Source organism: Streptomyces sp. NPDC056224 (genome assembly GCF_042267665.1).
Taxonomy (GTDB): Bacteria; Actinomycetota; Actinomycetes; order Streptomycetales; family Streptomycetaceae; genus Streptomyces.
In genome coordinates this window covers 20,707-33,418 of the sequence record NZ_JBHJTK010000013.1, presented here as the reverse complement: position 1 = coordinate 33,418, position 12,712 = coordinate 20,707, and the positions used below count along the sequence as shown (strand labels likewise).

Sequence of the window (12,712 nt, the reverse complement as noted above, 5' to 3'; positions counted from 1 at the left end):
CCGGGCCGGCGGTGCTGTCGGCGTCGGCGGCAGCGGCAGCGGCGTTGCCCGGGTTGCCTGCGCTGTCAGTGGAGCGCCGTACCGTGGACGCGTGGACAGCACCGAGCGGCCCCGCGGGCCGCACCTCGAATGGACCGTCGTCCCCAGCGGAAGCACCGGCATCGGGGACCTGCTCCTGGCCGCGACCCCGGAGGGTCTGGTCCGGGTCGAGTTCCATGCCGGGCCGGACCGGGTCGACTCCATGATCGGTTCGCTCGTCTCCCGGCTCGGCGCCGACGCCCGGCGGCCCGCACCGGGCGAGGAGGTGCTGCTGGCCGAGCCCGTACGCCAGCTGGCCGCGTACTTCTCCGGTTCGCTGCGGCGCTTCGAGCTGCCGCTCGACTGGCGCCTCAGCTCCGGCTTCAACCGGCAGGTGCTCCAGGAGCTGGACCGTTCCGTGCCGTACGGAGCGGTCGTCGGCTACGGGGAACTGGCCGCCCGGGTCGGCCAGCCCGGCGCCGCGCAGGCCGTGGGCAACGCCATGGGGTCCAATCCGCTCCCGGTGGTCGTGGCCTGCCACCGGGTCGTGGAGAACGACGGGGGCATCGGGGGCTTCGGCGGCGGGGTCGAGACCAAGCGGCAGCTGCTCGCGCTGGAAGGCGTCCTCCCGCGGCCGCTGTTCTGAGCGGGTGCCGCCGCGCCGGGCGGCCCGGGCCCACGGGCCGGGCCCACGGGCCGGGCTGCCCGGCGCGGCGGCCACCGATACCCCGTTCCGCCGCGCGGTAAGGGGTGTCACACTTCCGCGGTGACTACTCCAGCCGCCGCACCCGGTCTCACCGCGTCCGCCCGCGCCCCGCACCCGTCCCCGCGAAGGGGGTGCCCGGCGTGACCGCCTCGCCCGGCACCGACCGGCCCGCAGTCACGGCCACCGGCCCGGAACCGGCCCGGCTGCAGCGCCGTACCATCGGCGTGCTCATCGCGAGCCAGATCCTCGGCGGGCTCGGCGTGCCCATCAGCATCGCCCTGGCCCCCGTCCTCGCGACCGAGGTCAGCGGCACCGAGGCCCTGTCCGGCCTCGCCTCCACCGCCGCGGTGATCGGTACGGCCCTGGTCTCCCTGCCGCTCGCCGCCCTGATGACCGCCCGCGGCCGCCGCCCGGGGCTCGTCCTCGCGTACGCGATCGGCGCGGCCGGCGCGCTGCTCGTCGTCCTCGCCGCCACCATCAAGAACTTCCCGCTGCTGATGCTCGGCATGGCGGCCTTCGGCGCCGCCTCCTCCGCGAACCTGCAGGCCCGGTTCACCGCCGCCGACCTCGCCGCCCCGGACCGCCGGGCCCGGGCGATCTCCGTCGTCGTGTGGGCGTCCACCATCGGCGCGGTGCTCGGCCCCAACCTGTCCGCCCCGGCCAGCCGCAGCTTCGCCGGGACCTCCATACCCGAGACGGCGGGCCCGTTCGTGTGGGCCGCCGCCGTCTTCCTGCTCACCGGCACGCTGATCGGCGTACTCCTGCGCCCGGACCCGCTGCTGACCGCCCGTGCGCTGGCCACGGCCGGCGGGCAGACCCGCGAGGCCCGCTCCCTGCGGGCCGGAATCGCCGCCGTCAAGGCCTCCCCGCGGGCCCGGCTCGCCCTCGTCACCGTCGCCGTGTCCCACACCACCATGGTCTCGATCATGGTGATGACGCCGATGGACCTGGGCCACCACGGCGCCGGGCTGGAGCTCATCGGCCTGGTGATCAGCGGCCACATCGCGGGCATGTTCGCCTTCTCGCCCCTGATGGGGTGGCTCGCGGACCGGATCGGCCGGCTGTCCGTGATCGGCCTGGCGGCCGGGCTGCTCTCGGTCGCCGCCCTGCTCGCCGGCACGGCCGGGCCGCACCACGGCCAGACCGCGGCCGGCCTGTTCCTGCTCGGCCTCGGCTGGTCCGCCGGGATGGTGTCCGGCTCGGCGCTGCTGACGGACTCCGTGCCGCAGCCCGCGCGGGCCGCCGTACAGGGCCTGAGCGACCTGACGATGAACACGGCCGCGGGGGTGGGCGGCGCCGCCGCGGGCCTGGTCATGTCCCAGGCGAGCTATGGCTGGCTGAACGCCATCGGGGCCTGCCTGCTGCTGCCGATGGCGGCGCTCGCGCTGTTCACCGCGCGCCGCCACCCCGCTCCCGCGAAGGGCGTCAGCAGCTGATGTGGTAGGCCTTGCGGAGCGTCTCGTGCACGGTCCAGGTGGTCTTGTCGCCCTCCCGGAGCACACAGGCGGATCCCGGGCCCACCTCCAGGGTCTCGCCGCCTTCGACCTCGATGGTGGCGCGGCCGCCGACCACGACGAACAGCTCGTCGGCCTCGGTGTCGGTGACCACGCCGGGGGTGATCTGCCAGATCCCGCGCACCTGCCTGCCGTCCGCCGACTCCCAGAGCACCTTGCCCGTCACGACGGGCTCGCCGGAGACGATCTGTGCGGGGTCGAGGTCTTCGGCCTCCAGTTCCGCGTCCGGTACGGAGACGGCGAAGGAGGGTGTGGCTGCGGGGGCTGCGGAGTGGTCGCTGGTGCTCATGGCGCGCCACCCTAATCCGGCCCGGCCGCCCGGCGCGGTGACCAGAGCGTCCAGGAACCGCCGGTTCGGCGGGTCACCCTGTCCAGTCCGGCCGTCGGGGGAACGGTACTCGGACAGCTTGTGACGGGTGGTGCGGGAGCGCGTTTGCGGGCGCGGATCCCGTGCCATGGATGGGGACATGTCACAGCACACAGCAACTGCATCCCTGTCCGGCGGACCGGTCCTGTCGGAAGAGGTACGCGAGGCGCTCGCCCGGCACCGGCCCGTGGTCGCCCTGGAGTCGACGATCATCGCGCACGGCCTGCCGCGTCCCCGCAATATGGCGGTGGGGCTCGAACTGGAGGCGCTGGTCCGTTCGGAAGGCGCCGTTCCGGCGACGATCGCCGTCGTGGACGGGGTGGCGTACGCGGGTCTGGACAAGGCGCAGCTGGAGCGGATCGCGGGCGGCGAGGGCGTGCGCAAGCTCGGCCACCGGGATCTGGCGCCCGCGCTCGCGGCGGGGGCCACGGGGGCGACGACGGTGTCCGCGACGGCCTTCCTGGCGGCCCGGGCGGGCCTGCGGGTCTTCGCCACCGGCGGGCTGGGCGGCGTACACCGCGAGTGGGCGCAGACGCAGGACGAGTCGGCGGACCTGTCGCTGCTGGCACGGACGCGGATCACGGTGGTGTGCGCGGGGGTGAAGTCCATCCTGGACGTGCCGGCCACCCTGCAGCGGCTGGAGACGCTGGGGGTGGGGGTGCTCGGGTACCGGACCCGGCGGTTCCCCGGCTTCTACCTGGCCGATTCCGGTGAGCCGGTGGACTGGACCGTGGAGGGGCCGGACGAGGTCGCGGCGGTGATGGCCGCCCAGGACGCCCTGGGCGGCCTGGAGTCGGCGCTGCTGGTGGCCAATCCGGTGGCGGAGTCGGAGCAGCTGGATCCGGAGCTGCACGACCGGGTGCTGGCCGAGGCGCTCGCCGAGTGCCGTGAGCGCGGAATCACGGGGCAGGCGGTGACGCCGTTCCTGCTGGGGTTCCTGGTACGGGCGACGGCCGGGGCCTCGCTGGAGGCGAACCTGGCGGCGGTACGGGGCAACGTGCGGCTGGGGGCCGCGATCGCGGGGGCCTGGGCGGCGCGGGCATGACCACGTCGGGACCGGCCGTCCCGGGAGCGCTGCTGATCGTCGGGGACGTGGTGACCGATGTCGTGGCGGTGCATCCGGAACCACTGACTCCGGCCACCGACACGGCCGCCCGGATCCGGACCCTGCCCGGTGGAGCCGGGGCCAACGCCGCCTGCTGGGCGGCCCTGACGGGGGCCGCGGAGGTACGTCTCCTGGCACGGGTCGGCGCCGAGTCGGCGCGGTGGCACGAGCGGGCGCTGGTGGACGCGGGAGTGCGGCCCCGGCTGGTGATCGACCGGGAGGAGCCGACCGGGACGGTGGTCGCGCTGGTGGGCAAGGACGCCGAGCGGACCTTCCTGACCGACAGCGGGGCCGCGCTGCGGCTGTGCCCCGCCGACTGGACGCCGGCCCTGCTGGACGGGGTGGCCCACCTCCACCTGTCCGGGTACCTGTTCTTCGCCGACAGCAGCCGCGAGCTGGCCCTGGTCGCACTGCGGGCGGCCCGGGCCCGGGGGGTGCCGGTGAGCGTGGATCCCGCCTCGGCCGGATTCCTGGCCGGGCTGGGCCCGCGGCGGTTCCTCGACGCCGTGAGGGGGGCGGACGTATTGCTGCCCAACGAGGGCGAGGCGCGGCTGCTGGCCGGGCTGCCGGAGCCGGCCGGGCTGGCCCGGGCGGCGGCGCGGCTGAGCCGCCGGGTGCCGCTGGTGGTGGTGACCCGGGGGGCGGCCGGAGCACTGGTCGCCGAGCGGGGCCGGATCACCGCCGAGGTCACGGCGGAGCCGGCCGAGGCGGTGGACTCCACGGGTGCGGGGGACGCGTTCACCGGGGGGTTCCTGGCGGCGCGGCTGGCGGGGGCGGACCCGGTGGAGGCGGCGCGGGCCGGCTGCCGTACCGCCGCGCTGGCGGTCTCCCGGCTGGGCGGAAGGCCGTAACCATGGCCGTGGTCGTAGCCGTGGCAGTCGGCAGTGCAGTGCAGTGGCAGTGGCAGTAGTCATGGCCGTGGCCGCCGTCCCGGATGCCCCGGCCCGGCCCCGTCAGCTGTCGCGGATGCCCGTCCATGCCGGGTGGCGGGGGTCGTCGGCCCTGACCAGCGCGTCGGCCTGCGCCGCGGGGTCGGTCTCGGCCTCGTAGCGGGCGAAGGCCGGCAGGGTCCAGCGTGCGGACTCCTCGGTGCGGCGGGCGAGCGCGCCCGGGGAGAGCCGGATGTGGACGCTCAGGTCGAAGGGGAACCAGTGGCCCAGCAGCAGCGGGCCGTGCACGATCAGCACGCCGCCGGGCGGGAGTTCGACGTACGGGCTGCGCGTCGCCCGGTCGGTCACCGGGTCCCAGAGGTCGGGCAGCACCCGCCCCGTCCCGCCGGGGTCGGTCGGGCCGAACACCTCCCGCCAGAGCGCGGCGGTGTCGTACCAGCCGCCGAGGTACGAGTCCACGTCCTCGCGGCCGAACTCGAAGCGCAGGGAGGCAGGCCTCAGGAAGCCCCCGGCCGGTACCACGAGGACCGCCCGTCCGCGCAGCCGCAGCGCCTCGGCGAGGTGTCCGGCGAGTACGCCGGTACCGGCGGCCGGCGCTCCGTCGATGCCCACCCGCTGCCGGCCGTCCCCGGCGCTCTCGCGCTCGTCGAGGTGACCGGCGAGCCGCTCGGCCATCCGCTGCCATGTGATCGCTTCCAGCTGCACCGGCCCATTGTCACGCGGCGTGCTCCCGGCAGACGGCCGGGGTGATCCCGGCCGGCGCCGGGGCGGGTATGGAGAACGGGGTCAGGGCGGTCCCGGCGGGAACCGCCGGGGTCACGTGGATCACGACCGGTTCGCTGCCGAGGTTGTGGCCCAGGTGGATGTGGCGGATGCCCGCGGGCTCCACGAAGGCGGCCCCGGCGCGGTGCACCACGACCGAGCGGTCGTGCAGGACGCGGGTCAGCGTCCCGGCGAGCACGACGGCGTTCAGCCGCACCCGGTGGTAGTGCCAGCCGGTGCAGCCGCCCGGGGGTATGACGACCTCTCGCGCCCCGGTACCCGCGCCCGCGCGTGACCTCGTCGGCCGAATCGTCATCGTCTGCTGTCCAGCCATGTGCACGTGTCCTCCTCGGTGGACCGGCCGTCGTCGACCCGGCTCCACCGTAGGAGCGGCGCATGTCATCGAGGAAGAGATGATCGAACATCAACCACCGCTCTCCACCAGGTGATAGGAGGTGCCGGCGGCGGTATCACACCCGTATGAGCCTGGTCGTCTTCGAGTCCGCGAAGCAGATCCACTGCGCCGAGTGCCGACAGGGCCCGCTCCGGCACCTCGTGCGCGAGGCGGGCGTGCCGCGCTGCCTGGACTGCGCCGATCTCGGGCATCTGGTGTACCTCCCGCGCGGGGACGCGGCGCTCACCCGCCGCGCCCGCGAGGGGAGTTCGCTCTGCGCCGTCGTCGTCCGCTTCAACAGGCGCCGCCGCCGCTACGAACGCCAGGGCATCCTCGTCGAGGACGCCGCCCTGGCGGGCGCGGAGCGGGCCTGCCTCGCGGACGCCGAGGCACGGGCCCGGCGCCGGGAGCGCGACCGGCTGCGGCGCGCCGCGGAGGATACCCGGTTCACGGCGGCCTTCGCGGCCGAGATAGTGCGGCTGTTCCCCGGCTGCCCGGCCGACCGGGCCGTGGCGATCGCCACCCACGCCTCGGTGCGCGGAAGCGGCCGGGTGGGCCGCAGCGCGGCGGGCCGGGCCCTCGACGAACTGGCGGTCTCGTACGCGGTACGGGCGGCCGTGCGGCACACCGACACCGAGTACGACGCCCTGCTCATGGCCGGAGTCCCCCGCTTCGCGGCGCGGGCCCGGCTGGCCGCCCGGATCGACGCCGTGCTGGACGGCTGGCGCCGGGCGCCTAGTTGAGGCGGAAGCGGCGGTAGAGGAGCACCCCGCCGAGCAGCAGCGCTCCCCCGCCCGGCAGCAGGTAGCCGACGCCGTCGGCCCCGGTGTGGGCGAGCGCCTCGGTGTGCCGGGGCGGGGTGTGAGGTGCGGGCGGGGCGGGAGGTGCGGGCGGGGTCACGGGGCGGGAGGGGGTGGGGGGCTGGGCGGGGGGCTGGGCGGGCACGGCTTCGCCGGGCGCCTCACCGTTGACGGACCTGTTGCCGTGGGAGCCGTTGCCGACGCCGACGACGCTCACCGCGTTGCCGCTGATGTTCAGCGGCAGGTCGACGGGAAGCTGGAGCCCGTTCCCGGACAGCACCCCTGGCGAACCCTTTCCGCGCCCGTCGGCGGTGGCCCCTCCGCCGTTGCCGGCTCCGTGTTTCGACGGATCCGAGGGCCTCGGTTCCGGACGTCCACCGCCGCCCCCCGGCGCCCCGTTGGCGCAGCGGTTGCCGGCGGCCGGGTTGAGCACACCGATCACGCTCACGGTGTTGCCGCACACGTTCACCGGTACGTGCACCGGCAGTTGCACCAGGTTCCCGGACAGCAGCCCCGGCGAGCGTGCGGCCTGACCGCCCGCGTCCGCATCGGCGTAGGCGAGGCCGCTCACACCCGCGACCGCCAGCCCGCCTCCCGCAACCACCGCCGCAATCACGCCATTCCGACGACTGTGACGCATCAGTATTTCCCGCCTTCCGGAGGAGTTCACGGGCGCTGCACCCGCACCGCAAACAACGCCCTGAACCCATTCGGGTTATAGAGCCGGTAGGCATTTCACTCCATCGTGTACTGGGTAGTGCCTACCTCATGACTGAACGACCGCTGCTCCTCCTCGACGTGGACGGCCCGCTCAACCCCTTCCGCTCGCCCCTCGCCGGATTGCGCGGCTACCGGAGCCACCGGATGCGACCGGACGTCTGGCTCGCCCACCGCGACCCGGAATCCCGCAGCGCCCGGCGCGGCGCGCGGGTCCGGCTCCACCCTTCCCACGGCGCCCGGCTGCTGGCCCTGCCCTTCGAACTCACCTGGGCCACCGCCTGGACGCACCAGGCCAACACGATGATCGCCCCGCACATCGGGCTTCCCGGTGATCATCCTGTCGTCGAATGGCCGGAACTCTTCGCCCGCGACCCGGACGGCCTCTCCTGGAAGACCCGCGCCCTCGTCGGCTGGGCGGCCGGCCGCCCCTTCGCCTGGGTCGACGACATGATCACCCCCCGTGATCGCGTCTGGGTCGGCGCCCACCACCCGGCCCCGGCGCTCCTCCTGCGCATCCACCCCCGCCGCGGCCTCCGGGACCGCGACTTCACCACGTTGACCCGCTGGGCGGCCCAACTGACGGGACAGGACGGCCCGTAACGGGAGATCGTGATCGTCCCCTGCGGCTCCCCGCCGCCCGGCCCGAGGGGACGCCACCACCGCCGGTGCCCGGGCCCGGCGGCAGCGGCAGGAGTTCAGCCGCCGGACCGTCCAACTCCGGCAGACCACGGCCCGGTACGAGGCGCTGCGCGGTTCCCTGGCCGAGGCGCAGCGCCACAGCCGCGGACTCTCGTACGCCCGCTACCTCCGTTTCCTCTGCCTCGGCCGCTGACCGGGCGCGGCCCGCTCAGTGCAGCAGGGCCGAGACCGGGTCCTGGGAGGGGCGGCCCGTGGGCCACCAGTCGTCGTCGTCCGGGCGGGACTCGTAGGCGTACCAGAGGGAGTCGCGGCCGAGGCGGAGCTGGCGGGTGTGGGCCGTGAGGCGGTTGCGGTCGGGGCGGAAAGGACCCTGGGCGGCGGCGAGGAGCGCCGGGCGGGCCCGGTCGAAGGGCCCGGCCGGCGGGTCCCAGGGCTCTTCGAGGGCCGCGAGCCCGGGGAGGCCGCCCTGGCGCCAGGCCGCCGCTGCCCGGGCGAGGTCGGTGGTGGTACGGCCGGTGGCGCGGGCCAGGTCGCGGTAGAGGGTACGGGCGGCGCCGGTGAGCCCGGCCGTGGGGTGCGCGGAGGCCAGCCGGACCGCGTCCTGCCAGACGCTGAGCCCGGCGATCGGGTCCTCGGCCGTGGTGAGGACGGCCAGCGCGCGGGCGGCGGCGTCGGAGGCGAGCTGGTCCAGCGCGAGCGGGTCCGGCGCGGCCGGGTCGGCCGGCCAGGCGGGCGGGAGCCCCGCCGCGGCGGGCGCGGGCAGCGGCGCGGGCAGCAGCTGCAGACTGGCGCGGGCGAGCGCCGCCCGCGCCGGGACGCCGGGGAAGTCCGGTGTGGCTCCGGGCTGTTCGCGTGCGGCGTGGGCGGCGTTGCGGCGGGTCAGCTCGTCGAGGAGCTCCCGCTCGCCGCGGCCGCGCAGGAGCAGCAGCACGAACGGGTCCTCGTCGAGGAGCCGGGCCGCCCGGTAGCAGAGGGCCGCCGCATGTTTGCAGGGCGGCCGCACGACGTCCGGGCAGGAGCAGCGCGCCACGAGCTCGCCCGTGCCGGGCAGGATCGCCTCGGCGAGCGACTGCGGAACCTCCCGCTCCAGCAGGGCGGCGAGCACCGCGGGGTCGGCCGCGACCGTCTCCAGCAGTTCCCGCCATTCCCCGTCCGCGAAGGCGGGCAGTGCCAGCTGGGTACGGTACGGGCGGGGCCGGCTGCCCCGGACGTACGCCACGATCAGGCCGGGGGTGACGGTGACGGCGTCCACGTTCCCTTCCGCCGCATACGCACGACCCCGAGCGAGCCGGGCCGGGTCGCGGGACACCGATTCCAGGGCGGACACCCAGGCCCGGCCCCACCAGCTCACCGCCTCCGCCCCGGCGGGCACGGTCTCGAAGGTGCGGCGGCGGTCGTCCCGCGCGGTGATCACGCCGGCCTCCGCAGGGAGACGAGGTCGGCCAGTTCACGGTCGGTCAGCTCGGTCAGCGCCGACTCCCCCGAGCCCAGCACGGCATCGGCCAGGGCCCGCTTCGCCTCCAGCATCTCGGCGATCCGGTCCTCCACGGTCCCCTCGGCGATGATCCGGTGCACCTGCACGGGCTGGGTCTGGCCGATCCGGTAGGCGCGGTCGGTGGCCTGCTCCTCGACGGCCGGGTTCCACCAGCGGTCGAAGTGGATGACGTGGCCGGCCCGCGTCAGGTTCAGCCCGGTGCCCGCCGCCTTCAAGGAGAGCAGGAAGACCGGGACTTCGCCCGCCTGGAAGCGGTCGACGAGCTCCTCCCGGCGCGGGACCGGAGTCCCTCCGTGCAGCAGCTGGTGGGAGATCCCCCGCGTCGCCAGGTGCCGCTCGATGAGCCGGGCCATCGTCACGTACTGGGTGAAGACCAGCACCGAACCGCCCTCGGCGAGGATCGTGTCCAGCAGCTCGTCCAGCAGGGCGAGCTTGCCGGAACGGTGCGGGATCCGCGGCTCGGCCTCCTTCAGGTACTGCGCGGGGTGGTTGCAGATCTGCTTGAGCGAGGCCAGCAGTTTCATGATCATGCCGCGTCGTTCGATGCCCTCGCTCGACTCGATCACCGCCATCGCCTCGTCCACTGCGGCCCGGTACAGCGAGGCCTGCTCCCGGGTCAGGGAGACGGGATGGTCGGTCTCCGTCTTCGCAGGCAGCTCGGGCGCGATGCCGGGGTCCGACTTCTTGCGCCGCAGCAGGAACGGCCGTACGAGCGCGGACAGCCGGGCCACCGCCGCCTCGTTGCCGCCGTCCTCCTCCTGCTGGTGCTCCACCGGGCGGGCATGGCGGGCCCGGAAGGCGGTGAGCGGGCCCAGCAGCCCGGGCGTCGTCCAGTCGAGCAGCGCCCACAGCTCGGAGAGGTTGTTCTCCACCGGGGTGCCGGTCAGCGCCACCCGGGCCGGCGCCGGGATCGTGCGCAGCGCCTTGGCGGTCGCCGAATGCGGGTTCTTGACGTGCTGCGCCTCATCGGCGACGACCATGCCCCAGCTCTGCCCGGCCAGGAGCGGGGCGCTGGCGCGCAGCGTCCCGTACGTGGTGAGCACGAACCCGCCGGCGGCGGACTCCACGTCGTCGAGGCTGCGGCCGCCGCCGTGGAAGCGGCGCACCGGTGTGCCGGGGGCGAACTTCTCGATCTCCCGCTGCCAGTTGCCCAGCAGGGACGCGGGGCACACCACGAGCGTCGGCTCGGGGCGGTCGCGGTGCAGGTGCAGCGCGATCAGGGTGACGGTCTTGCCGAGCCCCATGTCGTCGGCGAGGCAGCCGCCGAGGCCGAGGGAGGTCATCAGGTCCAGCCAGGCCAGGCCGCGCGCCTGGTAGTCCCGCAGGGTGGCCTTGAGCGCGGCCGGCTGCGGCAGCGGGGCCAGCTCCCCCGTCAGGCGCTCGCGCAGGGCGGCCAGCGCCCCGACCGGAACCGCCTCGACGGGCTCGCCGTCGACCTCGGCCGTCCCCGACAGTACGGTCGCCAGCGCGTCCACCGGGTCCAGCAGGCCCAGCTCCCGTTTGCGGGCCTTGCGCACCAGCTCGGGATCGACCCGCACCCACTGGTCCCGCAGCCGCACCACCGGCCGGTGGGCCTGCGCGAGGGCGTCCATCTCGCCCGGCGTGAGCCGGTCGCCGCCCAGCGCCAGTTCCCAGGAGAAGGCAAAGAGGTGCGCGGCGTCGAAGAAGGCCGTGCCGTCGGTGGCGGACCCGGGCGCGGTGGACCGGACGACGGCGGTCGCCGACAGGGTACGGGCCAGCTCGCGCGGCCAGTGGACCAGGACTCCTGCGGCCGCCAGCCGGGTCGCGACCGCGCCCAGCAGGTCTTCGAGCTCCGGGTCCGACAGGGCGAGGGCGTCGGGGACCGGCTGGTCGAGCAGGCGCAGCAGGGGCGGCCAGACCCGCGCCGCCCGGCGCAGCGCGAGCACGGCATCGATCCGGGCGCGCGGTCCGAAGCCCGCGGCGGCCGCGCCCGCCCACAGCTGTGCGGCGTCGGTGACGAGGGTCGGGTCGGCGAGGCTGTGCACCTGGACCACGGCGGCCCCGGCGCGGCGGACGTCCTCGTCCTCCGCCTCGTCGAAGAGGCGGAAGGACGACAGGTCGAGGCGCAGCGAGATCCCCACGCCGGTGTCCGCTCCGGCCGCGACCTGCGCGGCCCACTCCTGTATGCCCGGCACCCGCTGCGGCTCCCGGGCGGCGAACGGCCGTCCGGCCGCGACCGGCGCGGCCGGGGTGCGGGGCAGGCTGTCGGCGACCGCGTCGAGGAAGGCGCGGACCAGCGCCTCCGGTTCGGGCAGCTGGAGCGGGCGGCGGCCGGCCAGCGGGGTCGCGTACCCCTCGTGGGGCAGTGCGACGGCGATCGCCCGGAGGTGGTCGACGTCGGCGGCGTCGAGCGGCCCGGCGCGCCAGGCGTCGATGCCCTCCGGGGTGATCCCGGGGAGCAGGCGGCCCCGGGCGACGAGCGTGAGCGCCTGGGTGGCGGCGGTGCCCCACGCCCGGGTGGCGGGGTGCGAGGCAGGGCTGTGGGGTGCCCGGGCGAGCAGGGGCAGGGCGGCGGTGACGGAGAAGGCCACGGCGGGCACGGTCCGGCTGCGGATCCCGTCGCCGTGCGGGCGGACGACGGTGAGCGGCATCGCCGTACCCGCCTCGGGCAGGGCGTCCCCGTCGGGCGCCCAGAAGACGACGCGCCCCTGCCGGGGAACGGCGGCGGGCAGGAAGACGGCGGCGTGGCCCAGCAGTGCCGATGTCGGCGGCTGCGGCTGCGGCTGCGTTGGTGCCTGCGGCTGCACTGTCACGGTGTCCCCCTCCCCGGTCGACGTCCAGACGGACCCCTTTGCCGACGAGTCTAGGCGCGACCACTGACAACACCCCTGACCTGCGGATCAGCGCCCGCAGCGGCCCTGATCCGCGGAGTATCCGTGCGCATCCGTGCGGATCTGTGCGTATCCGTGCGTATCCGTGCACGGGGCGTCCGAAAGCCGCGCCGGTGCGCGGCGGCCGTGGGCAGGCTCGGCCCGTACGTACGGGCCGCGGTGGGACCATGGACGTGAGGCGATGCCCATGCGTTCCGGGAACGAGCCGGTGACCGCCCGCAGTCCGCTGCGGCTGCGGTTCTGGCTGAGTCTGTGGGGGCTGATCTGGGCCGCCGCGGGGACGGCCCTGTTCTCGCTGGCCGGCCGTCCCGGGTGGGCGGTGGCCTGCGGTGTCGTCGTGCTGCTGGCGGCCGTGGACCTGGCCGTGGTCGTCCACCACATCCACCAGGGCCCGCACTACCAGCCCGGCCCCGACGTCCCGCCGTACGAGCCGCCCGGGGGCCCGTGAGG

13 protein-coding genes are annotated in these 12,712 nt (G+C 75.5%); 7 read left to right on the top strand and 6 right to left on the bottom strand.

The annotated features are described in order from the left end of the window. The first annotated feature begins 91 nt into the window (after positions 1-91). Together ACFCZ1_RS17835 and ACFCZ1_RS17830 are read left to right on the top strand one after the other, a co-directional pair. Complete coding sequence (locus ACFCZ1_RS17835; protein ID WP_376679212.1) at positions 92-664, top strand: methylated-DNA--[protein]-cysteine S-methyltransferase; 573 nt, start codon at positions 92-94, stop codon at positions 662-664. Positions 665-864: 200 nt separating this feature from the next. Continuing rightward, entirely contained in the window at positions 865-2,160 is a 1,296-nt protein-coding gene (locus tag ACFCZ1_RS17830; protein WP_376679211.1) for an MFS transporter, read from the top strand. On the opposite strand, the gene ACFCZ1_RS17825 is transcribed toward ACFCZ1_RS17830, so the two are convergent. Continuing rightward, positions 2,150-2,527 carry a cupin domain-containing protein gene (locus ACFCZ1_RS17825; RefSeq protein WP_376679210.1) on the bottom strand — a complete coding sequence of 126 codons (378 nt, stop codon included), beginning with the start codon at positions 2,525-2,527 and terminating at the stop codon, positions 2,150-2,152. The genes ACFCZ1_RS17830 and ACFCZ1_RS17825 overlap by 11 nt on opposite strands. 178 nt (positions 2,528-2,705) lie before the next feature. Here ACFCZ1_RS17825 and ACFCZ1_RS17820 point away from each other — a divergent pair, with 178 nt between their 5' ends. Both ACFCZ1_RS17820 and ACFCZ1_RS17815 read left to right on the top strand, forming a co-directional pair. Next, positions 2,706-3,650, top strand: a complete 945-nt coding sequence (locus tag ACFCZ1_RS17820; protein ID WP_376679209.1) for a pseudouridine-5'-phosphate glycosidase — start codon at positions 2,706-2,708, stop codon at positions 3,648-3,650. Then, positions 3,647-4,561 (top strand): carbohydrate kinase family protein, encoded by a 915-nt coding sequence (locus tag ACFCZ1_RS17815; RefSeq protein WP_376679208.1) that lies wholly within the window; start codon positions 3,647-3,649, stop codon positions 4,559-4,561. Before ACFCZ1_RS17820 ends, ACFCZ1_RS17815 begins: the two co-directional genes overlap by 4 nt. A gap of 102 nt (positions 4,562-4,663) precedes the next feature. Here ACFCZ1_RS17815 and ACFCZ1_RS17810 read toward each other — a convergent pair whose 3' ends face one another. Continuing rightward, entirely contained in the window at positions 4,664-5,305 is a 642-nt protein-coding gene (locus ACFCZ1_RS17810) for a uridine kinase (protein ID WP_376679207.1), read from the bottom strand. Between the two features lie 10 nt (positions 5,306-5,315). Beyond that, positions 5,316-5,696 carry a cupin domain-containing protein gene (locus ACFCZ1_RS17805; protein WP_376679206.1) on the bottom strand — a complete coding sequence of 127 codons (381 nt, stop codon included), beginning with the start codon at positions 5,694-5,696 and terminating at the stop codon, positions 5,316-5,318. 146 nt (positions 5,697-5,842) lie between these two features. On the opposite strand from ACFCZ1_RS17805, the gene ACFCZ1_RS17800 reads away from it, so the two are divergent. After that, positions 5,843-6,499: a DUF2293 domain-containing protein gene (locus tag ACFCZ1_RS17800; RefSeq protein WP_376679205.1), complete on the top strand. Its 657-nt coding sequence runs from the start codon at positions 5,843-5,845 to the stop codon at positions 6,497-6,499. Here the strand turns inward: ACFCZ1_RS17800 and ACFCZ1_RS17795 are convergent. Beyond that, positions 6,492-7,160, bottom strand: coding sequence for a chaplin (locus ACFCZ1_RS17795; protein ID WP_376679204.1), 669 nt, complete (start codon positions 7,158-7,160; stop codon positions 6,492-6,494). The two genes, ACFCZ1_RS17800 and ACFCZ1_RS17795, sit on opposite strands and share 8 nt — an antisense overlap. Positions 7,161-7,324: 164 nt before the next feature. Here ACFCZ1_RS17795 and ACFCZ1_RS17790 point away from each other — a divergent pair, with 164 nt between their 5' ends. Beyond that, positions 7,325-7,876 carry a hypothetical protein gene (locus tag ACFCZ1_RS17790; RefSeq protein ID WP_376679203.1) on the top strand — a complete coding sequence of 184 codons (552 nt, stop codon included), beginning with the start codon at positions 7,325-7,327 and terminating at the stop codon, positions 7,874-7,876. A 247-nt stretch (positions 7,877-8,123) separates the two neighbouring features. Here ACFCZ1_RS17790 and ACFCZ1_RS17785 read toward each other — a convergent pair whose 3' ends face one another. After that, positions 8,124-9,329 (bottom strand): SWIM zinc finger family protein, encoded by a 1,206-nt coding sequence (locus ACFCZ1_RS17785; protein ID WP_376679202.1) that lies wholly within the window; start codon positions 9,327-9,329, stop codon positions 8,124-8,126. Then, a complete protein-coding gene (locus ACFCZ1_RS17780; protein WP_376679311.1) occupies positions 9,326-12,127 on the bottom strand; it encodes a DEAD/DEAH box helicase in 2,802 nt (933 codons plus the stop codon). The genes ACFCZ1_RS17785 and ACFCZ1_RS17780 overlap by 4 nt, the downstream gene beginning before the upstream one ends. A gap of 322 nt (positions 12,128-12,449) precedes the next feature. On the opposite strand from ACFCZ1_RS17780, the gene ACFCZ1_RS17775 reads away from it, so the two are divergent. Next, positions 12,450-12,710, top strand: coding sequence for a DUF6343 family protein (locus ACFCZ1_RS17775; RefSeq protein ID WP_376679310.1), 261 nt, complete (start codon positions 12,450-12,452; stop codon positions 12,708-12,710). Positions 12,711-12,712 lie beyond the last annotated feature (2 nt).